Genomic DNA, 25,530 nt, shown 5'->3' on the forward strand with positions numbered 1-25,530 from the left:
GCCGCGGAGCGGGCGGGCAGCGACCGCTCGGGCCGCGGCGGTACGGGTACCGGGGCGGGGGCCGGCGGGGCGTCGGCGTCGGGTGCGGGAGCGCGAACGGGTTCGCGTACGGGTTCGCGTACGGGGTTGAGCACGGCAGCCGGCCCCGGATCCCGCTCGGGCCGCGGCCCGGGCTCAGCCGGTGCCGGGGTCGGCACCCGCCCGCGCTCCGTCTTCCCTCCGGTGGGCGCCAGGAGCCCGCTCGGCAGGATCACCACGGCCGCCGTCCCCCCGTACACCGAGCGCCGCAGCGTGACCCGGGCCTGGAGCTGGTCGGCCAGGTGGCCCACGACGAAGAGGCCCAGCCGCTGCGCGTTCTCCGCGAGGACGGAGTACGGCGGCGCCGAGTGCAGGCGCTCGTTCATGGCCTCGTACCCGGTGGCCGAGACGCGTGGTCCGCGGTCCTCGATCTCGACCGACAGTCCGTCCGCCACGAGTTCGGCGCGGACGACCACCTTGGACCGCGGCGGCGAGAACCGGGTCGCGTTGTCCAGCAGCTCCGCCAGCAGGTGGCTGATCTGGCTGATCGCGTGCGGCTGCACGCTCGCCTCGTCCAGCGCCTGCCGTTCGATACGCCGGAAGTCCTCGACCTCCGCCGCTGCCTCGCGCAGCAGGTCGGCCACGCGCATGGGCTCGGTGTGCGGGTCCGGGATCTCGCCGTCGGCGAGGATCAGCAGGTTCTCGATCTGCCGCCGCATCCCCACCGTCAGCTGGTCGGACCGCATCAACTGGGCGAGGAGCGCCTCGTCGTGGCCGAAGGTGTCCTGGAGTTCCTCGGTCAGGCTGAGCTGCCGGCTGACGAGGTTTCCGGTGCGCGAGGCGATGCCCGAGGCGAACAGGCCGAAGCCGTGCCGCTCTGCGGCGAGTTGCCGGTGCCCGTCGACGGACACGGCGACCACCCGGGCGAAGGCGTCGGTGATCTGCCCGACCTCGTCCTGGCGCCCGCGCACGACCGGCAACGCCTCTTCGTCGACGGCCTCCCCGCGCTGGAGGCGGGCCACCACCTCGGGCAGCGTCTCCTCGGCGATGGCGACCGTACGGGTGTGCAGGCGGCTCAGCCGGCGCAGGACCGATCGCGTGGTGAGGACGACGACCGCGGTGACCAGCAGCAGGGCACTGCCGCTGGCCCCGACCAGCCAGTAGACCTCGGTCTCCAGGTCGGAAGCCTTCGCGTCGGCGTGCGCGAGCACGCTCCGGGCCCGTTCCGTGTTGAGTGCGGCCAACCCCGGCGCGAACGTGCGGTGCGCGGCGGGCCAGTCGTCGACGTCGGCCGGCAGCTTCACGCCGTTCGCGGTGTCCTTGTGGTTGGCGACGACCGCGTTCTCGATGCGGAGCTTGGTCTGCCAGGCGTCCGAGCCGGTGAGCTTGTCGTACGACTCCAGTTCGGCGGGCGGGAGGTACGGCACGATCCAGGTGTCGTACAGGTACCGGTGGGCGCCGAAGGCGTCGAGGAACTGGGAGAAACCGGTGGCCGCCAGCTCGCGGGAGGGCCCGGCCAGCGCGAGGGCGGTGTCCTCGCGCGCGACCATCTCGGAGGCTGAGAACAGCGCGACGGCGGGCCGGCTCTCCTGGGCGAGTTCGGCGTCGTCCGCGTGGCTGAATTCATCCTGGTAGGCGCGGATGATGTCGTCGATCGTGCCGGTGTAATAGCCGACCGCCTGATCGGCGCTGCCGATGTGGGCGTCCACGCGTTTGCGGTACGAGGCCAGCAGGTCGAGCCGCCCGCTCACGGCAGCGAGGCGCTCATCGCCCTGCCCTGAGGCCGGCACCCCGTGGTCGCTGCCGCTGCCCGGGAGCTGCCGGAACTCCGCTGCCGCCCGGTCCGTTTCGGCCCGCTTGTCGCGCAGGGCGTCCTCGGCCACGGGGGATCCTGCCCACCGCGCCGCCGCCATCGCCCGCTCGGCCTGCAGCTCGTTCATCAGCCTGACCAGCGGCACGCCGATCCGCTCGCCGGTTTCCACGTCGGCGCGCAGGTGCTCCGACTGGGCCAGCAACCGCTGGGTGGTCACGGTGACCTGGGCCCCCATCGCCACGGTGGGGACGACGGCCAGGCAGACCAGCAACGTACGCAGGCGCACGGTGTGGCGGCGCCGAACGGGCGGCGGGCCTTGTGGGCCTTCGGGTGCCATCGCAGACATCGGTCCTCGGGAGCGGCGGAGACGGGGGCGGGCCTGGACGAGGGCATGAGGGGGCTGCCGACACGGCCCTGTGGGGTAAGGATGCCGATCATATCCAGCCAGTCCTAATAAACGGAGACCTTACTTCCATACCTTTGCGTGGTAATGGCGCCGAGCCGCCGTCCACAGGTCGTTCACGGTCGTGGCATCGGGCGGCGACAGGTGGGGAAGGCTGGTCGCGATCGGTACGGGGCATCGTCGGAGGAGTTTGATGACATGCGCACTCTGACCTTTGTCGTGGGTACGGGCCGCAGCGGGTCGACCGCCCTGTCGGGCATCGTCAACGCGCATCCGGACGTGCTCAGTCTGAACGAGCTGCTGTCGTCGGTGCAGAGCCGGGGCTTCCCTGAAGGCCTCATCGGCGGCGTGGAGTTCTGGCGGCTGCTGGCCGACCCCAATCCGCTGTTCGAGCGGATGATCCGCAGCGGCGTGCCGATGCCGGAGTTCGTCTACACGCGCCGTCCCGGACGCTTCGCGACCGAGACCACCGGCATCCCGGCCCTGTCCCTGATGGTGCTCCCGCACCTGACCGACGACCCGGACGGCCTCTTCGACGAGCTGGAGAAGGAGGTGCGCGGCTGGCCGACCCGTACCGCCGCCGGCCAGTACGAGGCGCTCTTCGGCCTGCTGTGCGCCCGGTTCGGACCTACGGCGGTGGTGGAGCGGTCGGGCTTCTCGTCGGACCGGGTCCCACTGTTGCGCCGGGTCTTCCCCCGGGCTCGCTTCGTGCACCTGTTCAGGGACGGGCCGGACTGCGCGCTGTCCATGAGCAGGCACACCGGCTACCGGCTGATCTTCCTGCTGCGGGAAGTCCTCGCCCGGACCGGCGCGGTGCGCGTAGAGGACCTGACCGAGGAGCAGGTGCGGTCCTTGCCGCCCGAGCTGTCGCGGCTGCTGACCGAACGCTTCGATTCCGCGTTGGTGCTGGACCGCGAGCTGCCGGCGGCGGGCTTCGCGGCGCTGTGGTCGGAGCTCGTCGTCCGGGGGGTGTCTCATCTCGACGCCGTGCCTGCACCGATGCGCACCACGCTCGCCTACGAGGACCTCCTCGACCGGCCCCGCGAGGAGCTGACGCGGCTGGCCGGCTTCATCGGCGTCGAGCCCCTTCCCCAGTGGCTCGACACGGGCGTCGCACGTCTGGACGCCGGCCGGCGCGGTGCTTCGCTGCGACTGCCTCCGGCTGAACTCGCGGCGCTGCGGGAGGGCTGTGCTCCAGGGACACGGGCCTTGGCAGGGGGCGGGGGGGCGGGTCGCAGGCACGCGGCGATGACGCCCTCGAGGTCAAGACCGTGCGGGCAGGCGGTGAAGTACGGCCTCGCGCAGCGTTCCGTCGACGGCGGTCAGGGTCAGGAAGGTGTGGTGCGGTTGCCGTCGGCGGTCGGTCGGGGAGCCGGGATTGAGCAGGCGGAGCCCGCCCGGGGCCGTGGAGTCCCACGGAATGTGGCTGTGGCCGAACACCAGGACGTCGGCGTCGGGGAAGCGCTCGGCGCAGCGCCGCTCGCGCCCGGCTGCCGGGCCCGTCTCGTGGACGACCACGAAGCGCAGACCGCCCAGCTCGGCGCGGGCGATCTCGGGAAGCCTGCCGCGCAGGGCGGGGCCGTCGTTGTTGCCGTACACGGCGATCAGACGGCGGGACCTCGATTCCAGCAGGTCGAGGGTGGCTTCGTCGGTCCAGTCCCCGGCATGGATCACCACGTCGGCTTCGTCGACGGCTGTGAGCAGGACGTCCGGCAGGCGCTTGGCCCGCGCCGGTACGTGCGTGTCCGAGGTCAGCAGGAGCCTCACGCGCCCACCGTACGCGTCGCACCGCCTGGCGTCCTCGTCGGCGCGGGCGTGCGGGTGGTTGATCCCGGCCGGCCCGGAGCCGGAGCAGGGGCCGCGGTCCTCGCCGCAGCCCCTGCCGTCAGCGGTAACGCCTTGGCGCTCCCTCGCCCCGCTTCCTGCGGCTGGTCGCGCCGGGGTGCGTGGGGCTCTCAGCAGGTGATGGTGATCTCGTGGACAACCGGCTTGGCCGCCCAGGGGAAGGAGGCCACACCAAAGGTGGCGCGGACGGTCGAGCCACAGGGGGCGGCGCTGACCGGACCGCGGACCTCGAGGGCCGAAGAGGCGAAGATGACCGGCCTCTCCTGCGTGACGGGCGAGCCGCCGACGACCTCGGCGGACAGCGTCGTGAACAGCTGCCTCGGCGAGGGCGCCGGGCTGCCGGGGGACGGCGGGCCCGCGAGGGCGACCTTGCCGTAGAACTCGACGGTCGTACCGGTGACATCGGCGCACACCCGGGTCGTCAGACCTGCCTGAAGACCCGGGCTGCCGCAGGAGGTGACGGTCTCGGTGGCGGCCGCAGGGGCGGCGAAGGCGGGAGCGCTCACAAGGACGGTCAGGACTGCAGCGCCGACTGCCGGAAGGGCCAAGCGGTTCATCGGGATTCTCCTCAACCTCGTGGATCACCGCCCAGGGCCCAGCGCCCCCGCAGGCGGCTCGTATGTCATGTGATATTTCACATGACATACGAAGGTGAGGTGATCAAGATCTGAACCGTTGCCGCCCGCACCATGACCGTTCCGGACGGGCCGGGGCAGGCGCGCGTCATGAGGGAGGCCGCGATCTCCTCGTCGCTGCCGTGGTGGACGCCGGTCAGGGCGAGTGCGGTGAGCGCGGGGGCCAGCAGGGCCACCTGCCCGGTCCGCCGGCGCAGCGCGATCACCCGGTCGGCCTCGGCCCGGGCCTGCCGGGTGCGCAGCATCGCCCGCAGCGCCCACACCAGCGTGTAGCGGGCGCGCGCCTCGCTGACCGGCAGGTCCGCCGCGCGCGTGACCTCGGCGACGCGGCGGCCCCCCGGGTCCGGCACCGCACCACGCGGGCGGTGATGGCCTGCGAGGGCGGAGTGGGCGCGTTCGTACTGGGCCGGGGTTCGGTGGCCGAGGCACCAGGTGGACCGGTTGGCGGCCGCGGAGACCGTGGCCGCGCGAAGCCGTGCAGCCGGCGGCCGCCCACGGGGCCTGGAGGCCGGGGGCCGGGCGGGCCGTCAGTGGGGTGCGGAGATGCGTTCCGCTTCGGGGGCGGGCGGCTGCGCCGGGATCGCGGGGACCGCCGCCCGGCGCGGGGTGCCCCTGCGGATGTCCTCCACGCCGCGGCGCAGGCCGGTGCGCAGCAGCCGGCCCAGGGGGCGTTCGATCAGGCGGTGGATGAGCCAGGCGAGTACGGCCATGGCCGTGGTCACCCCCAGCACGAGGGGGACGGGTGCGACGAGGTGGCGGAAGTGGTGGATGAGCGTCAGCCCGGCCATCATGTGGATCAGGTAGAGCGGGTAGGTGAGCGCTCCGGCGTGCGGCAGCCAGCGCCACCGGATGCGGTCGAAGGCGCCGAGGGCGATGCCGGCCATGACGAGGAACCCGCAGGCGATGATCGTGTGTGCCGGCCAGGCCGGCAGTTCGAAGGCGGTGGTGCGTCCCAGGTTGGTGATGGTGCGGCTTTGGACGTAGCCCTGCGCGAGGAGGAACTGGAGCCCGGCGATGGTCCATAGGACGGGATTGGGCCCGAAGCGGCGCATCAGGTAGAACGCGATGCCGGCGATGAAGTACGGCGAGAACGACGGTATCGCGAAGAAGGACAGCAGGCCGTTGTCCGCCGTGGGTGCCACGATGCCGGCCAGGGTCCAGACCGCGCAGAAGACGACGCAGTTGCGGTAGGTCACGCCGCGCAGGATGACGAGCGCGAACAGTACGTAGAACTTCAGCTCGACGAAGAGGGTCCAGTACGCGTCGTCGATGTGCGGCACTTTCATGCCGCCTTGGAGCATCGACAGGTTCACCACCACGTCGCTGAACGCCTTGACGCCTCGTACCTCCGGCCAGGCGAACAGCACCGTGGAGGTGAAGGCCACGGCCGCCCAGTAGGCGGGGAAGAGACGGGAGATGCGGGAGATCGCGAACTCTCCGGCGGTGCGGCCCCAGGCGCTCATGCAGATCACGAACCCGCTGACGGTGAAGAACAGCTCGACGCCGAGCCAGCCGTACGCGGCGCACTTGCTCGCCACGGGGAAGACGGCGGCGGCCGGCTTCCCCCAGGCGCTGTCCAGGGCGAGGTAGTGGTAGCAGAGCACGGCGAGCGCGGCGATGATCCGGACGCCGTCCAGGGCTGCCAGGCGGACGCCGCTGTCCGTCTCGGCGCTGCGGGAGGGGCAGCGGCTCCGCCCGGACGGTCTGGGGGGTCGGGCTCTCCACGCACTCATAGCGAGGCACTGTACAGCTCACGCACCGCAAGGCTTTGGGCATGGACCCGGGAGGCGGGCCGCACCAGGCAGGGGATCAGCTGTCCAGTGAGAGTGCGTTCTTGGCGTGTGCGACGGATTCCTCCGAGGCGGGTCCGCCGGGATTCTCCGTGGCCAGGGCCTGGTTGAGGGTGACGAAAGGGCGCATCCGACGCTCGTAGCGGGCATACGCGATGCGGTGGTCGCCGTTGGCTCGGGCAATGCAATCGGCCAGCACGTGGGCGCCCACGAGGGCCAGGCTGGTGCCCTGCCCCGAGAGGGGGGAAGGGCAGTAGCCGGCGTCTCCCAGCAAGGTCACCCGGCCCCGCGACCAGTGGTCCATGCGGATCTGGGCCATGGCGTCGCAGTAGAAGTCGGGCGCCTTCCGGGCGGCTTCGGCCAGGCGAGCCCCTTCCCACCGCATCGACGCGAGCTTGTCCACGACAAGCTGCCGCAGGGCGAGGGCCTCGTCGGCGCGGAGGTCGTGGGCGAGAGGGGCGGACTCGAAGCCGAAGGCGATCCGGAGTTCGGTGTTGCGGCGTACGGGCATGATGCCGAAGCCCGCGTTGCCGTCCCGCAGCCACATCTGCCAGTCGTCCAGGGCGAGGAAGTTGTCCGCGCTGAATACCGAGAGGTAGCTGCCCAGGTGGTGGGCGAAACGCTCCTCCGGACCGAAGGCCAGGCGTCGGACGGTGGAGTGGAGGCCGTCGGCCCCGATCACGAGGTCGAAGGTGCGGGACGGCCCGTGTGCGAAGTCGACGCGCACGCCGGTCTCGTCCTCGTCGAGTGCGATGATGCCGTCGCCGAAGAGGTACTCGACGTCTGCGCGCGTGTGCTCGTACACCATCCGTACCAGGTCCTCGCGCAGCACCTCGATGTCTTCGCTGTCGAGCCGGCCGCTGCTGAAGGTCGCCTCGGTGGAGCGGTCAAGCTCGTGGCCTTCGGGGTCGAGGATCGACATGCCGCGCATCCGGGTCCGTACGCGGCGTGCCTGCTCCAGCAGGCCCATCCGCTCCACGACTTCGAGCGCGACGCCGCGGATGTCCACGGCCTGGCCGCCGGGGCGTTGGCCCGGGGCGCGTTCGACGACGGTGGGCGCGAAGCCGTGACGGCGCAGCCAGTAGGCGAGGACGGGCCCGGCGATTCCGCCGCCGGAGATGAGTACGGTCTGCATGAGAGGTTCCTCCAGTGCTCTGTACGGTGTACGCGCTCTGAACGTACGTCGCACTCGCAGGCTCTTCAACTGGCCAAACAGCAGCCCCTGTACTAGGACAGACACCCTCCATCCGGCAGGGCCGCTGCTACCCTCTGTACTAGTACAGGACAGGGAGATGGCAGGACGTGAGGAAGACCACATACACAGCTGGTGATCCGCCCTATCTGCGCATCGTCGCCGCGATCCGGCGGCGGATCGCGGACGGTGAACTCGCCCCTGGGGACCGGGTCCCCTCGACCCGGCAGATCGCCGGGGAATGGGGCGTGGCCCTCGCCACCGCCACCAAGGCCCTGACGGCCCTGCGGCTGGAGGGACTCGTCGAGGCCCGGCCTCGGATCGGCACGGTCGTCGCCGGAACTGCCCCCGCCGCGCCGGCCCGCAGGCGCCCGTCACCCGGCGCGAACTCCGAGCAGGAGCTGAGTCTCGACCGGATCGTCCGTACCGCCATCGAGATCGCCGACGCCGAAGGGCTCACGGCGCTCTCCATGCGCGGCGTCGCGGCCCGGCTCGGCGTCGCGGTGATGTCGACCTACCGGTATGTCCCGAGCAAGGAAGACCTCGTCCTGTACATGGCCGATGCCGCGTTCGGCGAGGAGTCCTACCCCGCGGACGCCCCCGAGGATTGGCGTACCCGCATCGAGCTCGGCGCCCGGACCCTCTGGAGCCTGTACCGGAAGCACCCTTGGCTGGCCCAGCTCGGCTGCCTCACGCGCCCGTTGCTCGTACCCAATCTGATGGTCCACGGCGAGTGGGCGCTGGGCGCCCTCGACGGCCATGGCCTCGCCCCCACCACATTGTTCGACATCCACGTCCTGCTCTACAGCCATGTCCAGGGCCTGGCGGCGCACCTGGAGAGCGAAGCGCACGCCGAAGCCGCCACAGGCCAGTCGGAAGACCAGTGGATGGACAGCCGCGCCCCCGCCCTCCGCGAACTGGTGGGATCCGGCCGCTTCCCGACCTTCACCAAGCTGGTCGGAACCTTCGAGGACGGCTACGACCTGAATCTCGACGCTCTTTTCGCATTCGGCCTCAAGGCGCTCCTCGACGGCCTGGCTCCCATCGTCGAAGATCAGAAAACTTCCGCCGAGCTGTCAACCCCGAGACCGCCCGCCTGACGCCCAGGCGGGACGAACTCGCCGGGCCGTCGCTCAGCCGCGCCGCTGCCACTCCTCCGCCGGCAGGCGACAGGAGCGGACCCGGTCCGCGTGCCGGTGGGTGATCGTCGTGATCAGCAGCTCGTCGGCGCCCATCGCCTCCCGCGGCCGCTCCAGGTGGTCAGAGGATCGTCGCTCCGTCACCGCGCGTCGTCCGGAGAGGTCATGTTCCGCGCAGGGCCAGTAGCGGAGGGCGGCCCGGGTGGCTCCTCCAGAACGCTCCAGGCAACGGGTCCCAGCAGATCGGCCACGCGCTGGAAGACATCCATCAGCATGTCGTCCACGGTCAGCATGCCCACCACACGCCGCCCGTCCAGAACGGGGAGGCGCCGGACCTGCGACCTCCGGAAGATCCGGTACGCCTCACGGATGTCTGCGGTCACGGCCACGGTGATCACGGGGGAGGACATCACTCTCTCCACCGGTACGTCGCTGTCCAGTCCCTGGGACAGCGCTCGCAGGGCGAGGTCACGATCGGTGGCGATACCCCGCAGGGTGCCGCCTTGCGTGACCACCACCGAACCGACCCCGTACTCGTCCATCCGCTGGGCCACGTCGCCGATCGGTGTTCGGGCCGGGACGGCCACCGCCGGTGAGCTCATCGTCTCGGAGACGTTCATCGTGTGCTCGCCGGGAAATCGCGGCGGATCGCCTGTGTTGTGACGCCGGACGGCTCCATATCGTTGCCTCCGCGTCGTAGGAAGCCGGGAAGGAATGACAGGGACGGTCACTTCTCATTCGAGGATGCCTCCCACCCGGGCGCGCCGCATGCGCAGATCCGGCACATCGGGCGCCGGCGCGGCTACGGCAAGCCGGGCTGACGGTCCCGCCCGCCGGCAGGCGGGAGCGGCCCGCTCGGCAGGAGCAGCCGGAAGCAGGTGAGTCCGGGGCGGCTCTCGACCGTGACGGTGCCGGCGTGCGCGTGGGTGACGGCCTTCACGATGGCGAGCCCGAGGCCGGTGGACCCGGCGCGGCGGGAGCGGCCGACGTCGGCCCGGGAGAAGCGGCGGAAGATGTCGGGCAGAGAATTCTCCGGGATACCGGGCCCGTTGTCGGTGACGGTCAGTTCGGCCCGCTCGGCATCTGCGGACAGCGCCACGACGACCCGGGTGCCGGGAGGGGTGTGGAGGCGGGCGTTGGCGAGGAGGTTGGCGACCACCTGGTGCAGCCGGTACTCGTCTCCCGGGACGACCACGGGTTCCTCGGGCAGATCCAGTTCCCAGCGGTGGCCGGGTGACAGCGCGCGGACGTCGTCCAGCGCGTCGAGGACGATGCGGGTCAGGTCGACCGGCTGCCGGTCCAGCGGGCGGCCGGCGTCGAGGCGGGCGAGCAGCAGCAGGTCGTCGACCAGGGCGCTCATCCGGTGCGATTCCGCGGCCACCCGGCCGAGGGCGTGGCGTACCTCGTCGGGAACGGGCCCGGGATGGCGCAGGGCAAGCTCGGCATGGGCGCGGATGGTGGCCACGGGCGTGCGCAGCTCGTGGCTGGCGTCGGCGGCGAAGGCGCGCAGCCGCTCCTCGCTGACGTGGCGGCGGGTCAGCGCGTCGCCGACGTGGCCGAGCATGCGATTGAGCGCGGTGGCGACCCGGCCGACCTCGGTGTCCGGATCGGCGTACGGGACGGGGCCGGGCATCGCGACCTCGCCGGTCGCCAGCGGCAGCCGGGTGACCGCGGTGGCGGTCCGGGACACCTGCTCCAGCGGACGCAGGGAAAACCGCACCCACAGCGCGGCGGCGCATCCGGCGGTGAGCAGGGCGGCGGCGAAGACCGCGGTCTCCACCGCCTCGAGGCGGTGGACGGTCTCCTCGACCGGATGCAGGGGAAGTCCGGTGATCAGGACGTCGCCGTCGTCGCCCGGCGCGGCGACCACCCGGTACCGGCCGAGGGCGGACAGCCGCACGCTGTGGCCCTCGCCGTCGGCCCGCACCGTGTTCAGTGTCCGGAGGTCCGCCGGGCCGAGGGGGACGGACCGCTGGCTGGCATTGTCCACGACGGCGGCCTCGGTCACCCGGCCGTCCAGCAGGCGGGCACCGAAGGTTCCCACCGCTTGGCCTCGCGTGTCGGGGAGGTTGTCCGCGTCGGGTCTGGCCTCGTGCTCCAGGCTGGCCGCGAACCGGCCCCCGCTCGCGGTGAGCTGCTGATCGACCCGGCCGATGAGGAAGCCGCGCAGCGCGAGTACGGTCACCACCCCGACGGCCGCGCAGGCCAGGCCCAGAAGCACCACGAGCCCGGCCGTCAGCCGGGCGCGCAGCGAGCGGGGCGGGCGCAGCCGCACGCGCGTCACGGCTGCTCCGGCTTCAGGACGTAGCCCACTCCGCGCACCGTGTGGATCACCGGGGTCCGACCGGCGTCGATCTTCTTGCGGAGGTAGCTGATGTACAACTCGACCACGTGCGCGCGGCCGCCGAAGTCGTAGGACCACACCCGGTCCAGGATCTGCTCTTTCGACAGGACCCGGCGGGGGTTGCGCATCAGGAACCGCAGCAGCTCGAACTCGGTGCGCGACAGCTCGACCAGCTCCCCGCCCCGGGTGACCTCTCGTGCCTCCTCGTCCATGACCAGGTCGCCCACCACCAGTCGCGGGCTCTGGCCGGCGCGGGCCATCCCGGCCCGCCGCATCAGCCCGCGCAGCCGTGCCAGCACCTCCTCCAGGCTGAACGGCTTGGTGACGTAGTCGTCGCCGCCCGCGGTGATGCCCGCGATGCGGTCCTCCACCGCGTCCCGCGCCGTCAGGAACAGGACGCACACGCCCGGACAGCGCTCGCGCAGCGCACGCAGTACGGACAGCCCGTCCAGATCGGGGAGCATCCAGTCCAGTACGACGAGGTCGGGCTCGAACTGCGCCGCGCTCGACAGGGCCCCGGCGGCATCGCCCGCGGTGCGGACGGCCCACCCCTCCGACCGCAGGGCCGCGCCCAGCACGTCGGTGAGGTCGGGCTCGTCGTCGACGACCAGGACGCGGACCGCACTGCCGTCGGGACGCAGGAGAGGGGGAGGCGACGCGGGAGAGTACATGGTCAGCCCAGCATCGCCGATCGCAGCCCGTACGCGCCCTCACCTCACCTTTGAGTTTCCTCTGAATCCGATCGGCGGAGTGCCTGTTCAAAGGATTCTCAGAGCAAGCTCCGCGACGGTGTGCACCTGCCCCACCAGCCACTCCCGCCCACGATCCGGGTCGGCCCGAGAGACAGGAGACGCCGTGGCCGTTCATCCCGCCACCGACGCGACCCGCAGACCCCTGCACCGGGGGGCCGCCGGACCCGCGCCCGCGACACGTCTCGTTCCCGCGGCCGTGCACGTGCTCGGCTGGGCCGGCGCCGCCGCGGTGCTCGGCCTGTGGTGGGCCGACACCACCTCCGTGGTCGGCCCGGCCGGCTGGCTGACCGACGCGGGCCGCATCACGGGCCTGCTCGCCGGCTATGCCTGCGCCGTCATCGTCGTCCTCATGGCCCGGGTCCCCTGGCTGGACCGCACGGTCGGCAGCGACCGCCTGGCCCGGTGGCACGCGGCCGGCGGCCGGTACGCGATCTCGCTGATCCTCGCCCACACCCTGCTGATCACCTGGGGGTACGCGCTCACCGGACACGCCGGACTGGTGGACCAGACCACCACCCTCATCCTGCGCTATCCGGACATGCTCAAGGCCACGGCGGCCTGGTTCCTGTTCCTCCTCACCGCCGTCGTCTCCGCACGCGCCGCCCGGCGCAGGCTCGCGTACGAGACCTGGCAGTTCCTCCACCTCGCCACCTACGCGGCGGTCTTCCTCGCCTTCGGCCACCAGCTCGCGGACGGCGCCGACTTCGTCGGCAACCGCAGCGCACAGCTCCTCTGGTACGCGATGTACCTGTCGGCCGCCGCCCTCGTGCTCTGGTTCCGTTTCCTCACCCCGATACGGTCGGCTCGCCGGCACCGCCTCACCGTCGCGGAGGTCCGCCGCGAAGGGCCCGGTGTGGTCTCCGTTTACGTCACCGGGGACCGCCTCGACGAGCTGGCCGCGCTCCCGGGGCAGTTCTTCCGCTGGCGCTTCCTGGCCCGGGGCCTGTGGTGGACGGCGAGTCCGTACTCCTTGTCCGCGCCCGCACACCCGCGGTACCTGCGCATCACGGTGAAGGCCCTCGGCGCCCACAGCGCCGCCCTGGCGCAGCTCACTCCCGGTACCCGCGTGTGGGCCGAGGGCCCGTACGGCGCGCTCGTCGCCCGCACCGCCCGGGCCGACCGCACCCTGCTGCTGGCGGGAGGCATCGGCATCACCCCGCTGCGCGCCCTGTTCGAGTCGCTGCCCGGCGACCTGATCCTCGTCTACTGGGCGCGCACGCCGGCCGACCTGGTGCTACGCGGCGAGCTCGACGCCGTCGCCGCCGCGCGCGGCGCCCAGGTGTACTACTCGGTCGACGAACCGGCCGGGCACGCGCTGTCGCTCACCGCCCCCTGCCTCACCGCTCTCGTACCGGACCTCGGCCGGCGCGACGTCTACCTGTGCGGGCCGCCCGGCATGACCGAAGCCGCCGCCTCCGCCCTGCGCGAGGCCGGGGTCTCCCGTCACCGGATCCACCAGGAGTCCTTCGCCCTGTGAACTCCGCGTCCGCCCGGCCCCCGTTCCCGGCGACATCCGCCCTTCCTTCCAGGAGCCCCTGTGCGCCGCATGGCCCTCACCACCACGGCAACCGTGACCGGCATCGTCTCGCTGCTCGCGCTCAAGCCGCATCACGCCGCCCATCCGGCCGTCTCCGCGCACCCGCCGGCCGGGACGGACCCGACGTCCGGGTCCGCGGGGGCGAGCCGCTCGGGCACCTTCACCGGGGACGTGATCGACACGCGCTACGGGCCCGTGCAGGTCGCCGTCACGATGAGCGCGGGCAGGCTGACGGCCGTCGAAGTGCTCCAGGTCCCCTCCGAGAACCGCCGCGACCGTGAGATCGCCTCCTACGCTGTTCCCCGCCTCACCGACGAGGCGATCGGCGCCCAGAGCGCACAGATCGACGCGGTCTCCGGAGCCACCTACACCAGCGAGGGATACACCCGCTCCCTCCAGAGCGCCCTGGACAACTCCCGTGCCTGACCCGGCACCCCGCCCACTGGAGCACCTGCGCCACACCGCACACGTCATGGGCACGGTCTTCTCCTTCGACCTCCGCCACCACCCCACTCCCGCGACGCACGCCGCTCTGAGAGAGGCGGTCGCCTGGCTGCACCATGTGGACCGCGTCTTCTCCACCTACCGCCCCGACAGCGCCGTCAGTCGCATCGGCAACGGCTCGATGAACCCCGCCGATGCCCCACCGGAAGTCGAGCACGTCCTGCGGATGTGCGAGCGGGCCGAAAGCGCCACCCGGGGTCGCTTCTCGGCACACGCCGGGGGCCGCCTGGACCCGTCGGGGCTCGTGAAGGGCTGGGCCGTCGAGCAGGCTTACGCCATCCTGCGCGCCGCCGGCTTGCCCAACAGCCTCGTCAACGGCGGAGGCGACATCCGCCTCGGCGGCGAACCCGCCCCGGGCCGTCCCTGGCGGATCGGCATCGCCGACCCCTGCCGACCGGGCCGGCTGCTCACCACCGTCGAGGGACGGGACTTCGCCGTGGCCACATCCGGCGGCGCCGAGCGCGGCCCGCACATTCTCGACCCCCGCACCGGCCGCTCCGCCCACCACCTGCTCTCCGCCACGGTCACCGGCCCCGACCTGATCTGGGCCGACAGCTGGGCCACCGCCGCCGTCGTCCTCGGCCCCGATGCCCACGCCTGGATCGCGTCGCAGCCCGGATACGAGCTCCTCACGGTCGACCTCGACGGTCAGGCCGCCCGAAGCGGCGGATTCCCGCTCGCGGGCGCGGCAGGGGACATCGCGCGGGGTGAGTACAGCCCTGCGTTCCCGGCGGGCGCCCGGGATCGCGCGGCCGGAGACTGGGGGCATGCGTGATGCGCACGCCATCGAGCTGAGCGGGCTGACCAAGCGGTACGGCACGGTGGTCGGCGTCGAAGAGCTGAGCCTGGGGGTGCGAGTCGGCGAGGTGTTCGGGTTTCTCGGGCCGAACGGCGCGGGGAAGACGACGACGCTGCGTTGTCTGACCGGGTTGCTGCGGCCGACGGCGGGGCGGGTGCGGGTGCTCGGCATGGACCCGATCGCCGATCACGGACGAGTGGCCCCCGAGCTGGGATACCTGCCCGGAGAGCTGCGGCTCTACCCGGAACTCACGGGGAAGCAGACCCTGGACCTGCTGTCCGCCCTGCAGGGCGTCCCCGCGCCCCGCCGTGCCGAGCTGTGCGAGCGGCTCGGACTCAGTACGGAGATCCTCGGGCGCGCGGTGGGCGGCTATTCGCGGGGGATGAAGCAGAAGCTCGGGCTGGTGCAGGCGTTGCAGCACGATCCGCGGCTGGTGGTACTGGACGAGCCGACCGAGGGACTGGATCCGCTGGTGCAGGAGACTTTCTTCGAGCTGATGGGCGAGGCGTCGGCCGGCGGGCGGACGGTGCTGCTGTCCAGCCACGTACTGCCGGAGGTGCAGCGGGCCTGCGGGCGGGTGGCGATCGTACGGGACGGGCGGCTCGTGACGGTGGAGAGCGTTGCGGCCCTTCGCGAAGCACGGGCGCGGAAGATCCGGCTGGTGTTCGCGGACGGGCGGGGGGCGAGGCCTCTGGGGAGTGCGGAGCGCTGGGCGCCGAGCTGGCAGGGGGACCAGGTGGAGCTGCTGGTGCCGCCGAGTGAGGTGGTGGGCGCGCTGCGGGGGCTGCTGGGTCTGGTGGTTGCCGATGTCACCGTGGAAGAGGCGGGGCTCGACGAGGCGTTCTTGGACCTGTACCGAAACGGCGGCCCCGAGGAGGGGCCGTGACGGAGCGATGGCCGCTGCTGTGGCTGGCGCTGCACCGCCGGCGCCGCATGCTGATCGCCCTGCTGATCGGGATGGTCGTCTTCGAGACGCTCATCGTCGTGGTCGCGAACACCATCTCGCCGGACCGGCTGTTCTCCGGGAACGGCACAGGCGTGCCGTCGGCGTACCAGGCGTTCAGCGGATCGAGCGGGGACGTGTCGATCGCCAGCTACCCCGGCCTGCTCGGGGCCGGCCTGACCCATCCCTTCTGGATCGCCATGCAGCTCACGGCCATCGGCTCGCTCGCGGCGGCGGCGGTGGCGGCCGACGTGGAGTCCGGGACGATCGAGCTTCTGATGGTGCGGCCGGTGAGCCGCAACCGACTGCTGGCCGAGCGCACGGCGGCCGTGCTGGCAGCTGCTCTGGCCCTCAACGCCGCGGCGACGCTCACGATCGCGGTGGGGGTGGCGCTGTCACCGGGCATTCACCGGGACGTGCCGATCCGCGGCGTGTTCGCCGCGGGGCTGATGGGGTTCGGTTTCGCGCTGTGCCTGATCGGGCCCGCCCTGGCCGTCTCGGCGTGGGGCCGAAGGCGGGCCCAGGTGGTCGGGGCCACCATCGCGATCGGCGCGGTGGGATTCGCCGTCAACTTCATCGCCCTCGCCTGGCCGACGGCGGCCCCTGTGCGGTTCGTCAGCCCGTTCCACTACTACACGCCCGGTGACGCACTGGCCCGGGGCGGTGTGCTGTGGCCGCAGTTGGGCGTGCTGGCGGGCGTGGGAGTGCTGGGGATCGTATGGGCCCATGTGCTGCTGAGACGGCGGGATCTCGCGCCCTGAGCCGAGGAAGCGGGGGCAGACCGATCCGCCCCGCCCATGTCCGCGGCCACACGGACATCCTTCGTCTGCTGGTGCCGAGACGATTGATCCGGGGCACTGACGCGGGTGGAGGCCGAAGTCCATCCGGGGTGGACCCGTGGGCTGACGTGCGAGGCGGTGACGCGAGCCGAGCATGGCGCCATGAGCCTCAAGGACTGGCTGATCGATATCGCTCTCGTCGCCGTGGTGCTGCTGCAACTGCGTGGCCGACGGCTGACCGTCAAGGCGCTGCTGCTGCCCTCGGCGGCCTGCTCTACGGCGAGATCCAGGCCACGCACCCCGGATTCGCGGGCCATGGCCTGCAGGCACTGCTGCTCACCGTGATCACGGGCTCGGCCTGGTGCGGCCCCGCCCGCGGCCGTCCCGGCCCGCGGGGCCGCCGGCGTGCCCCGTCAGCGCCGGTCAGGGCAGCGGCTGGCGACGTCCCGGTAGTCGGGCAGGTGTTCGGGGACGTGGAGGCCGTGGAGGGCCGCGTACTCGGCTTGCGTGCACCGTCCGTACGCCGGGTGGCGCGGGTGCGGCTCGGTGTGCCGAGAAGGCGGCCGCCGCGCCGGTCAGCCGGTCCAGGGCCGCGGCTGACGGCACCACCGGCGGCGGGCGAGGGCGCTCAGGACGGTTCGGCGGGCTCGGTGCCGGTGGTCGCGATGCGGCGGCGGACCTGGTCCTCCTGCGCGAGGCGCCGTAGCAGCTCGAAGACCGGGGCGCAGATCGCGAAGACGATGACGGCCCGCTCGGCCAAGGCCACCGGGTCGTCGATTCCGGCCGCGCGCCCCAGGTCCAGCCGGGCCACCGATTCGGCCAGCCGCGCGTAGGCGGCCAGCTCGCCCGGGGCGTACGGCGCGTCCAGCCGCCGCAGTTCCTTCAGAGCGGCGGTCAGCCCCTGTACGTGCGGCGAGGTGCCGGGCGCCTGCCAGTCCAGGGCCGTGAGCAGCTCCGACACCTCGGCGCCGGCGGCCGCGTCGGCCTCGGCCTCCTCCTCGGGGCCTTCGGCGGGCTGGGCCGCCACCGGCACCGGGAGGGAGTAGCTGACCGCTCCGAGCGCGCCCTCGGAGGTGCGGGCCTCGTCGATGGCTCCGAGCACGTCACGGGTGGCGGCGATCGACAGGCCGCCGAGCGTCGTCAGCGCCTTGATCAGCCGCAGCCGGTCCGCGTGCTCCTCCCCGTACTCGGCCAGGGTCGCCGCCGTCGCCAGGCCCGCGGGCAACAGCCCCTGCCGCCGGAAGTACTTGATGCTGGCGACCGGCACGCCGGTCTGCCGGCTGAGCTCCGAGATCTTCATACGGCTTCCCTGCTGGTCACGCGGCCCGGTATCCGTCATCGGCGATTGGACACCAGAACAAGATACTGCCACTATCCAGTAGCTGGATACCTTCACTATCCAGCTACTGGAACGCAGCCGCACCGGAGAGTCGATGCCTCACCCCACGCCCCCCTCCGTGCTCCGCCGACCCAAGCTGTGGATCGGGACGGGACTCATCGCCGCCATGGTGTCGATGGTGTTCGCCCTGCTCTACGTCGGCGGAAACGTCAATCCCAAGGGCAACCTGCGCGACCTGCCCGTGGCCCTGGTCAACGGCGACGGCGGCGCCGACGTGGGCGGCCGTCGCGTCAACCTGGGCGAGCAGGTCGTCTCGGGCATCCGGAAGGCCGCCGAGGGCGACAAGAGCATCGACTGGCAGGTCGTCAGTCGAGCAGAGGCCGACAAGCGGCTGGGCCAGGGCAAGGTCTTCGGCGCCCTGGTCATCCCCAAGGAGTTCACCGCCTCGGTGACCGGGCTCACCGCCGCACAGCCCGCAGCGCAGGGCAAGGCCATCCCGCCGACCCTGACCGTCCTGACCAATCAGGGCGCCGGCAGCATCGGCTCCTCCATGTCCTCGCAGGCCGCCCAGAAGGCCGCCCACGCCGCCTCCGCCCAGCTCGGCCAGGAACTCCTGAAGCGGGCCGGCGCGCAGCAGACCCCGCTCCCGCCGGCCGCCCAGCTCAAACTGGCCGACCCGGTGACCGTGACCGTCGCCGACGGCCACCCCGTCGGCTCCCGCAGCGCCATGGGCCTGAGCGCCTTCTACTACGCACTGGTCCTGGTCGTCTGCGGCATGCTCGGCGCCAACCTGGTCAATTCCCAGGTCGACACCGCGCTCGGCTACCTGCACGCCGACTTCGGCCCCGTCCGCAAGCGCGAACCGGTCCAGCACACCAGCCGCGTCCGCACGCTCGCCATCGGCATGGCCCTCATGCTCGGTCTTTCCGTGGTCATGGGCACCCTGGTCGAGGTCGCCACCGTCGGCATTCTCGACATGGACGCATCCCACCTCGGCCTGCTGTGGCTCTACTCGGTCGCGACGATCGCGGTCGTCGGCATCGGCGGCCTGGCCCTCTTCGCCGCCTTCGGCACGCCTGGCATGCTGCTGGCCACCATCGTCTTCATCGCGATGGCCGTCCCCTCCTCCGGCGCCACCGTGCCCCTCCAGGCGCTGCCCGGGTTCTTCCACGGCCTCGCCGCATTCGAGCCCCTGCGCCAGATCACCGGGGGCATGCGCTCCCTGCTCTACTACGGGGCCCAGGCCGATGCGGGCCTGGCCCGCGCCTGGATCTCGATGGGCGTCGCCCTGGTGGCCGCGCTGCTCTTCGGTTTCACCGTCGCCCGCATCTACGACCGCAAGGGCCTGCACCGCATCCCGCGGCCCGATGGCGAGGCGGAGGACGGGGCCCCCGTGAGCCCCGCGCCTGGTACGTCGGCCGCACCCTCTGCACCCGCCACGGCCTGAGACGGTCGCCGCATCCGGATGCCGAACGGACCGCCGCCCCCCGCCCTCCACAGGGCAACGGGCGCGGCGGTCCGTTTCCCGTTCGCCGACTCGCCACCCCCTCGGCGATCTGTGGAGACCGCGGGGCCACGCCCCGACCCAGGGGATGCCCCGGGATTGCCGGTCGGGACACCGGGCAGAAGCCTTTCACAGGCTGAGGACAGAGGGCTGTCGCATGGCAGGGGATGTGGACCACGACCCGGACCAGGGCCGGAACGAGACGGCGGCCGAGCGTGCCGACCGCCGGTGGAACGAGACGCTCCAGGAGGTCCGGGTCGCCCAGACAGGGGCGCAGATCCTCTTCGGCTTCCTGTTGAGCGTTGCCTTCACCCCGCGCTTCGCCGGCCTCGGGCTCTTCGACCGTGCGCTCTACGTCGTCACCGTCGTGCTCGGTGCGCTGGCGACCGGGACGCTCATGGCCCCGGTCGCGTACCACCGATTCCTGGCCGGGCACCACCTCAAGCCACAGCTGGTCGACGCGGCGGGCCACCTGGTCTCCGTCGGCTTCGTGCTGCTCGCGCTGACGGTCTCCTCCGCCGTGCTGCTCCTGCTGCGGGTCGCCGCCGCGCCGCCGGTCGCCTGGCTGCTGACGGCCTGTGTGGCCCTCTGGTTCGTGATCTGCTGGCTGGTGCTGCCGGCCGCCCTGCTGCTCCTGCACGGCAAACGCACCCGGAAGAAGTGACGCCTTCTCGGCTTCACCCCGGGGGCCGCCCGGGTGAAGCCGAGGAGAGGTGCCACGTGCGTTGTGCCGTGGCCGAGGGCAGCATGACTAGATTGAGCAGGTGCTGGGGTCGAAGCGGAAAGCGCGGCTGAAGGAGAAGGCGCGGTGCGCGGCGGTCAAGGGCGCCGAAGAGCTGGACGCGAGGGTCCCGCTCGCTGAAGCGGTCCGGTCGGTGCTGCGCAAGGCATTTCCCGACCACTGGTCCTTCCTTCTGGGCGAGTTCGCGCTCTACAGCTTCCTCGTGCTGCTGCTCACCGGCGTGTTCCTGACCCTGTTCTTCGATCCGTCGATGGACGTGGCGTCGTACGAGGGTTCCTACGGGCCGCTGCGCGGCGTGCTCATGTCGCGGGCGTACCTGTCCACGGTGCAGATCAGTTTCGACGTACGGGGCGGGCTGCTGATCCGCCAGATCCACCACTGGGCGGCGCTCCTCTTCCTCTCCGCCATCGGGGTGCACATGCTGCGCGTGTTCTTCACCGGCGCCTTCCGCCGCCCCCGCGAGGCCAACTGGACCGTGGGCGTGACCATGTTCATGCTGGCCCTACTGGAGGGGTTCGCCGGATATTCGCTCCCCGACGACCTGCTCTCCGGCACCGGGCTGCGGATCGCACAGGGGGTCATGCTGTCGATCCCGCTCGTGGGCACATATGCAAGCATGCTCGCCTTCGGCGGGGAATTCCCGGGTGACGACATCGTGTCCCGGCTCTATCCGGTGCACATCCTGCTGGTCCCCGGCCTGCTCCTGGGCCTGATCACGCTCCACCTGCTGCTCGTCTTCGTCCTGAAGCACACCCAGTGGCCGGGCCCCGGCAGGACGGGGCGCAACGCCGTCGGCCTGGCGCTCTTCCCCCAGTACACGGCCAAATCCGGCGGCCTGTTCTTCATGGTCTTCGGTCTGCTCGCCGCCCTGGGGGCGGTGGCACAGATCAATCCCATCTGGGCGTACGGCCCCTACCGCCCCGACGTGGTCTCCACCGGATCCCAGCCCGACTGGTACATCGGATTCCTCGAGGGAGCCCTGCGGCTGATGCCCGCGGTGGAGACGCGTGCGTGGGGCCACACCCTGACGTGGAATCCCCTCGTGGCGGGCGTCCTCCTGCCCGGGCTGCTCTTCACGATCCTCTATGCCTACCCCTTCTTCGAACGCTGGGCCACCGGCGAAACGGGGGAGAGGCACCTCTGCGACCGGCCGCGTGACCGGCCCGTCCGTACGGGTCTGGGCGTGGCGGCCCTCTCCTGCTACGCCGTGCTGCTGGCCGCCGGCGCCCAGGACATCATCGCCTTCATCTTCGACCTGCCCGTGAGCGCGGTGACATGGGTGCTGCGCGCCGGGTTCTTCGCCGTACCCGTGGCGGCGTTCTGGCTGACCAGACGCGTCTGCCTGGGTCTGCAGGCCCGTGAGCGCGAGCTGCTGACCGAGGGCGACGCGTCCGGTCTGGTGCACCAGAGCGTCGACGGCGGCTTCCACCCGGAGCACCGGCCCGTGCCCCCCGCCGAGCAGTACGTCATGCTCGTCCGGGACCTGCCGCGGCCCTTGGAGCCCGCCGGAGGACCGGCCGGCGGCGCGCTGCCGCGCCTGCTGCACCGGGTACGAACGGCGCTCAGCGCCTGGTACCACGAGGACCGTGTTCCCTACCCCTTGACCGCCGAGCAGCGCCGGAAGGCCGCAGCCCTCACCGCGGGACCGGACCGGCAGCCGTCTGCGCAGGACGACTGAGCCGAGGGCTACTCCGGGTGGCCGAGGTTCTGGAAGGCGAACCCCAGGATTCCGGGCAGCAGAACGCCGAAGCCGATGAGGCACAGCCACAGGCCCTCCACCACGCCCAGGGCGATCAGCGCGCTCCCGGCGGCCGCGAGGACCGGAGAGTGGCTACGGGCAGGGAAGAAGCCGCGACGGCCGCCGGCTTCCTGTACCTCCGCCGCTTCGCGGTCCTCCGGCCGCTCCCCGCCGCGCCGGAACTGCCGCCACAGGAAGGCGGCGACCAGGCTCGACATGATGAAGGACACACACAGTGCGGAGCTTCCGGCCGGGTCCCGCGAGAACCAGCGGTAGACGACGGTGGTGGCCCCGAAGAACAGGGCTACGCCGGTGAAGAGCCAGGCTTCACCCTTCACGGGGCACCTCCGGGTAGTGCAGGTCGAACGCGGGGGATTCGGAGCGGATCCGGGGCAGGGCGTGGAAGTTGTGCCGGGGCGGCGGGCAGCTGGTGGCCCATTCCAGGGAGCGGCCCCAGCCCCAGGGGTCGTCGACGGTGATCCGCTCGGCGTGGCGGTGGGTCGTCCACACGTTGTAGAGGAACGGCAGCGTGGACAGGCCGAGCAGGAAGGCCCCGACGCTGGAGACGGTGTTGAGCACCGTGAAACCGTCGCTCGCAAGGTAGTTGGCGTACCGGCGGGGCATGCCCGCCTCGCCGAGCCAGTTCTGGACGAGGAAGGTGGTCTGGAAGCCGACGAAAAGCGTCCAGAAGTGGATCTTTCCCAGCCGTTCGTCCAGTATCCGGCCGGTGAGCTTGGGCCACCAGAAGTAGAAGCCCGCGAACGTGGCGAAGACGATCGTGCCGAAGAGCACGTAATGCAGGTGGGCGACGACGAAATAGCTGTCCGTCAGGTGGAAGTCCAACGGCGGCGAGGCCACCATGACGCCTGTCAGGCCGCCCAGCAGGAACGTGACGAGGAAGCCGATCGACCACAGCATCGGCGTCTCGAAGGAGAGCGACCCCTTCCACATCGTCCCGATCCAGTTGAAGAACTTCACGCCCGTCGGTACGGCGATCAGGAAGGACAGGAGGGAGAAGAAGGGCAGCAGGACGGCGCCGGTCGCGAACATGTGGTGCGCCCACACCGTGGCGGACAGGCCGGTGATGGCGATCGTGGCCCCGATCAGGGACACGTAGCCGAACATCGGCTTCCGGCTGAAGACGGGGAGGATCTCGCTCACGATCCCGAAGAACGGCAGCGCGACGATGTAGACCTCCGGGTGCCCGAAGAACCAGAAGAGGTGCTGCCACAGCAGCGCGCCTCCATTGGCCGAGTCGAAGACCTGGGCGCCGAATTTCCGGTCCGCCTCCAGAACCAGCAGGGCGGCCGTGAGGACGGGAAAGGCCAGGAGCGCCAGAATGGAGGTGAACAGCACGTTCCAGGTGAAGATCGGCATGCGGAACAAGGTCATTCCGGGCGCGCGCAGGCAGATGACCGTGGTGATGAAGTTCACCGATCCCAAAATCGTGCTCAGACCGGCGACCGCGAGGCCCATGACCCACAGGTCGGCGCCCGCGCCGGGGGAGTGCACGGGCCCGTTCAGGGGGGCGTAAGCGAACCACCCGAAGGACGCCGCACCGTCCGTGGTCAGGAATCCGGAGACGACCATGATGCCGCCGAAGAGGTACACCCAGTAGGTGAAGGCATTCATGCGCGGAAACGCGACGTCCGGGGCCCCGATCTGCAACGGCATGACCGCGTTGGCGAAACCGGTGAAGGTCGGGGTGGCGAACAGCAGCATCATGATCGTGCCGTGGATGGTGAACACTTCGTTGTACTGCTGGTTCGAAAGGAACTGCATGCCCGGGCGTGCGAGTTCGGCCCGCATGAGCATCGCCAGCACACCGGCGAAGAGGAAGAAGCCGAAGGCGGTCACCAGATAGAGATTGCCGATCACCTTGTGATCGGTGGTCGACAGCCACCGCAGCGCGGCCGCGCCCTGGCCGGCCCGTCGCTCGGTCCGCCGGGCGGACGGGCCGTCGGGCGGGGCTTCTTGCGGTGAGCGGTCCACCGACGTCATCCGTCCTCCTGAGAGCCTTGCCGCATCGAGAACCGCAGCCGCCGTGGTTGTACCTCTTCCCCTACAGCCTGCGGCGTCCCGCGAACCGGCGGCGCGCCGATGACGCCCGTCGTGTGACCCGGGCCGGGTGCGTCCGGTCGGCTCCGCGACCGGCTCCGGTGCGTGTGCAGCGGGGTCCCGTGGACGGCTACCCCGCAACCGATCCGGAACAGCCGGAGGGTGGCGACCGGCGGTGTGTTCCGTTCATGCCGCGGCATGGTCTCCGCCGCCGCTTCACCCGACCGCGTCGACGCCCTCGATTTTCGCCGGGGAGATCAGCCTGAGCTCTAGGGGGTGCCCGGCGGTGGCTTTCCGTATGAGACGGTCCTACCGTGGATAGACGGCGGGCAGCATCGGGAATGCGCCGTGCCGTGGTCGCCGGACCTCCGAGCACGGGGCGTACAACGGCGAACGCGCGCTGGTCGGCCCGGCGTCCGAAGGCCGGCCCAGCGATGAGGCGTCGACGGAGTACACCGCGAGCGTGCTGAGACGGCCGACGAGGCGCGTGGTCCTCGGCGTGCTCGGTGCCATGCTGATGGTGGTGCGTAGTGGGATGTGGAAGTTCGAGGTGAGTCTCCTGACGGGGGAGACGAGGACGCCCACGCGGAGGGTCGCCGTGGTGTCGGGCACCGCCGGGGGTGCGGTGTGCGAAGAGGGCGCGGCGGTGGCGGGGCCGCGGCGGCCCGGCCTCCACCCGTTCTGCGGGGCCCGCCGGCGCACATCCGCCGAGCACGGCACTTCAGCACGGCAGCAAACCGGGACTTCAGGTCTGGGGGCGCGACGCAGTGCCCCTTAGCGAGAGCGACCCACCAGGTGCCGCGGACCGGATATCTCTGTTCGGGCGGTTGCGGCGAGTGATCCGCCGTGCACGAGCGGGCCGCCGGTGGGGGTGGGGCCGCGGTGTTGATGTGTGGCAGCGTTCGCTTGGATTCGCCGCTCTGGGGTTCCTGACGCTGGTGCCGTTGCTGATCGTTGTGTCGGCCGCCGATACGGCGAGCGGGCAGGGGTTCGCGCAGTGGCTGGGGGACGGTCTCGGCGTATCGACCGCCTCCAGGGAAGAGCTCGAGCGGCTGTTCGCAGTGCCAGGACAGGCGTGGCGGACCACTACGGCGTTCGGCCTCGCCGTATTGGCAGTTTTCGGTCTCTCGTTCGGTGCGGCGGTGCAGAGCGGCTACGAGAAGGTCTGGGATCTGCCCCCGGCCCGCTGGTGGGCCGGTTGGCGGCATGTGGTGTGGCTCGCCGGCCTCGTGGGGGTCCTGTTCCTGGCCGCGTTCACACGGCTGTGGCGCGACTCCCCGGGTGGCGGTGTCACTACGGTGTTGGGCGCCACCCTGTTCTTCTGGTGGTCCCAGCGGATGCTGCTCGGCGGCCGGGTGGCTTGGCGTGAGCTGTTGCCCGGTGCGGTGGCCACCACGCTCGGGCTGCTCGGTCTCCGGGTCTTCTCGTGGCTCGTGTTCTCACCTCTGATCGCGTCAAGCGCCGTCACTTACGGCCCGTTCGGTACCGTCCTCGTCATCCAGTCCTGGCTGGTCGGCGTGGGCGTCGTCGTGTTCGGCGGTGCGCTCGCCGGCCGGGTGCTCCAAGACGAGTTCCCCCGCGTGGCACATGCTCTGAAACCGCGCGAATGAGGCCCGGATCTCCCCCACCCCGCGTGCTCCCAGGCGTGCGCGGGCC

At 71.5% G+C, this 25,530-nt stretch carries 23 protein-coding genes and 1 pseudogene; 11 read left to right on the forward strand and 13 right to left on the reverse strand.

Annotation, left to right across the window (positions count from 1 at the left end; genetic code table 11):
* The 6 genes from AB0I68_RS26580 to AB0I68_RS26605 all read right to left on the reverse strand — a co-directional run.
* Positions 1–2,177: nitrate- and nitrite sensing domain-containing protein (locus AB0I68_RS26580; protein ID WP_363179880.1), on the reverse strand; the 2,177-nt coding region annotated here is incomplete at its 3' end.
* A 1,320-nt stretch (positions 2,178–3,497) separates the two neighbouring features.
* Positions 3,498–4,001 (reverse strand): metallophosphoesterase, encoded by a 504-nt coding sequence (locus AB0I68_RS26585; RefSeq protein ID WP_363179881.1) that lies wholly within the window; start codon positions 3,999–4,001, stop codon positions 3,498–3,500.
* 188 nt (positions 4,002–4,189) lie between these two features.
* Entirely contained in the window at positions 4,190–4,636 is a 447-nt protein-coding gene (locus tag AB0I68_RS26590) for a hypothetical protein (protein ID WP_363179882.1), read from the reverse strand.
* A 77-nt stretch (positions 4,637–4,713) separates the two neighbouring features.
* Positions 4,714–5,064 (reverse strand): hypothetical protein, encoded by a 351-nt coding sequence (locus AB0I68_RS26595; RefSeq protein WP_363179883.1) that lies wholly within the window; start codon positions 5,062–5,064, stop codon positions 4,714–4,716.
* 177 nt (positions 5,065–5,241) lie between these two features.
* Entirely contained in the window at positions 5,242–6,447 is a 1,206-nt protein-coding gene (locus AB0I68_RS26600; RefSeq protein ID WP_363179884.1) for an acyltransferase, read from the reverse strand.
* Positions 6,448–6,523: 76 nt separating this feature from the next.
* Positions 6,524–7,639: an FAD-dependent monooxygenase gene (locus AB0I68_RS26605; RefSeq protein ID WP_363179885.1), complete on the reverse strand. Its 1,116-nt coding sequence runs from the start codon at positions 7,637–7,639 to the stop codon at positions 6,524–6,526.
* A 167-nt stretch (positions 7,640–7,806) separates the two neighbouring features.
* Here AB0I68_RS26605 and AB0I68_RS26610 point away from each other — a divergent pair, with 167 nt between their 5' ends.
* A complete protein-coding gene (locus AB0I68_RS26610; protein ID WP_363179886.1) occupies positions 7,807–8,796 on the forward strand; it encodes a TetR/AcrR family transcriptional regulator C-terminal domain-containing protein in 990 nt (329 codons plus the stop codon).
* Positions 8,797–8,829: 33 nt separating this feature from the next.
* Here the strand turns inward: AB0I68_RS26610 and AB0I68_RS26615 are convergent.
* From AB0I68_RS26615 to AB0I68_RS26630, 4 genes and pseudogenes are all read right to left on the reverse strand, one after another.
* Positions 8,830–8,967 (reverse strand): annotated as a pseudogene (locus AB0I68_RS26615) (LLM class flavin-dependent oxidoreductase); the annotation flags it as partial.
* Positions 8,968–8,975: 8 nt separating this feature from the next.
* A complete protein-coding gene (locus AB0I68_RS26620) occupies positions 8,976–9,455 on the reverse strand; it encodes a CBS domain-containing protein (protein ID WP_363179887.1) in 480 nt (159 codons plus the stop codon).
* Between the two features lie 182 nt (positions 9,456–9,637).
* Positions 9,638–11,110 carry a HAMP domain-containing sensor histidine kinase gene (locus AB0I68_RS26625; protein ID WP_363179970.1) on the reverse strand — a complete coding sequence of 491 codons (1,473 nt, stop codon included), beginning with the start codon at positions 11,108–11,110 and terminating at the stop codon, positions 9,638–9,640.
* Between the two features lie 5 nt (positions 11,111–11,115).
* The gene (locus AB0I68_RS26630; RefSeq protein ID WP_363179888.1) at positions 11,116–11,850 is read right to left on the reverse strand and encodes a response regulator transcription factor; all 735 of its coding nucleotides are present in this window, start codon (positions 11,848–11,850) and stop codon (positions 11,116–11,118) included.
* A gap of 184 nt (positions 11,851–12,034) precedes the next feature.
* On the opposite strand from AB0I68_RS26630, the gene AB0I68_RS26635 reads away from it, so the two are divergent.
* The 6 genes from AB0I68_RS26635 to AB0I68_RS26660 all read left to right on the forward strand — a co-directional run bounded on the left by AB0I68_RS26635 (position 12,035) and on the right by AB0I68_RS26660 (position 16,838).
* Complete coding sequence (locus AB0I68_RS26635) at positions 12,035–13,408, forward strand: ferredoxin reductase family protein (RefSeq protein ID WP_363179889.1); 1,374 nt, start codon at positions 12,035–12,037, stop codon at positions 13,406–13,408.
* A 69-nt stretch (positions 13,409–13,477) separates the two neighbouring features.
* A complete protein-coding gene (locus AB0I68_RS26640; RefSeq protein WP_363179890.1) occupies positions 13,478–13,894 on the forward strand; it encodes an FMN-binding protein in 417 nt (138 codons plus the stop codon).
* The gene (locus AB0I68_RS26645; protein WP_363179891.1) at positions 13,887–14,747 is read left to right on the forward strand and encodes an FAD:protein FMN transferase; all 861 of its coding nucleotides are present in this window, start codon (positions 13,887–13,889) and stop codon (positions 14,745–14,747) included. The genes AB0I68_RS26640 and AB0I68_RS26645 overlap by 8 nt, the downstream gene beginning before the upstream one ends.
* Positions 14,740–15,657 (forward strand): ABC transporter ATP-binding protein, encoded by a 918-nt coding sequence (locus AB0I68_RS26650; RefSeq protein WP_363179892.1) that lies wholly within the window; start codon positions 14,740–14,742, stop codon positions 15,655–15,657. Before AB0I68_RS26645 ends, AB0I68_RS26650 begins: the two co-directional genes overlap by 8 nt.
* Positions 15,654–16,475: an ABC transporter permease subunit gene (locus AB0I68_RS26655; RefSeq protein WP_363179893.1), complete on the forward strand. Its 822-nt coding sequence runs from the start codon at positions 15,654–15,656 to the stop codon at positions 16,473–16,475. Before AB0I68_RS26650 ends, AB0I68_RS26655 begins: the two co-directional genes overlap by 4 nt.
* Before the next feature lie 180 nt (positions 16,476–16,655).
* Entirely contained in the window at positions 16,656–16,838 is a 183-nt protein-coding gene (locus AB0I68_RS26660) for a hypothetical protein (protein ID WP_363179894.1), read from the forward strand.
* Between the two features lie 283 nt (positions 16,839–17,121).
* Here the strand turns inward: AB0I68_RS26660 and AB0I68_RS26665 are convergent, their stop codons facing one another.
* On the reverse strand, positions 17,122–17,793 hold the full coding sequence (locus AB0I68_RS26665; RefSeq protein WP_363179895.1) for a MerR family transcriptional regulator: 672 nt from the start codon (positions 17,791–17,793) through the stop codon (positions 17,122–17,124).
* Positions 17,794–17,926: 133 nt separating this feature from the next.
* On the opposite strand from AB0I68_RS26665, the gene AB0I68_RS26670 reads away from it, so the two are divergent.
* From AB0I68_RS26670 to AB0I68_RS26680, 3 genes are all read left to right on the forward strand, one after another.
* Positions 17,927–19,279, forward strand: a complete 1,353-nt coding sequence (locus tag AB0I68_RS26670) for a DUF3533 domain-containing protein (RefSeq protein ID WP_363179896.1) — start codon at positions 17,927–17,929, stop codon at positions 19,277–19,279.
* A 214-nt stretch (positions 19,280–19,493) separates the two neighbouring features.
* Positions 19,494–20,000, forward strand: a complete 507-nt coding sequence (locus AB0I68_RS26675; protein WP_363179897.1) for a DUF6328 family protein — start codon at positions 19,494–19,496, stop codon at positions 19,998–20,000.
* Between the two features lie 100 nt (positions 20,001–20,100).
* On the forward strand, positions 20,101–21,756 hold the full coding sequence (locus AB0I68_RS26680) for a ubiquinol-cytochrome c reductase cytochrome b subunit (RefSeq protein WP_363179898.1): 1,656 nt from the start codon (positions 20,101–20,103) through the stop codon (positions 21,754–21,756).
* 8 nt (positions 21,757–21,764) lie between these two features.
* On the opposite strand, the gene AB0I68_RS26685 is transcribed toward AB0I68_RS26680, so the two are convergent.
* The gene (locus AB0I68_RS26685) at positions 21,765–22,154 is read right to left on the reverse strand and encodes a cytochrome c oxidase subunit 4 (RefSeq protein WP_363179899.1); all 390 of its coding nucleotides are present in this window, start codon (positions 22,152–22,154) and stop codon (positions 21,765–21,767) included.
* Complete coding sequence (ctaD, locus tag AB0I68_RS26690) at positions 22,144–23,817, reverse strand: cytochrome c oxidase subunit I (protein ID WP_363179900.1); 1,674 nt, start codon at positions 23,815–23,817, stop codon at positions 22,144–22,146. The genes AB0I68_RS26685 and ctaD overlap by 11 nt, the downstream gene beginning before the upstream one ends.
* An 884-nt stretch (positions 23,818–24,701) precedes the next feature.
* Between ctaD and AB0I68_RS26695 the strand changes: the two genes are divergently transcribed.
* A complete protein-coding gene (locus AB0I68_RS26695) occupies positions 24,702–25,484 on the forward strand; it encodes a YhjD/YihY/BrkB family envelope integrity protein (RefSeq protein ID WP_363179901.1) in 783 nt (260 codons plus the stop codon).
* Positions 25,485–25,530 lie beyond the last annotated feature (46 nt).

Source organism: Streptomyces sp. NPDC050448 (assembly GCF_040655295.1).
In the GTDB taxonomy this organism is placed as follows: Bacteria; Actinomycetota; Actinomycetes; order Streptomycetales; family Streptomycetaceae; genus Streptomyces.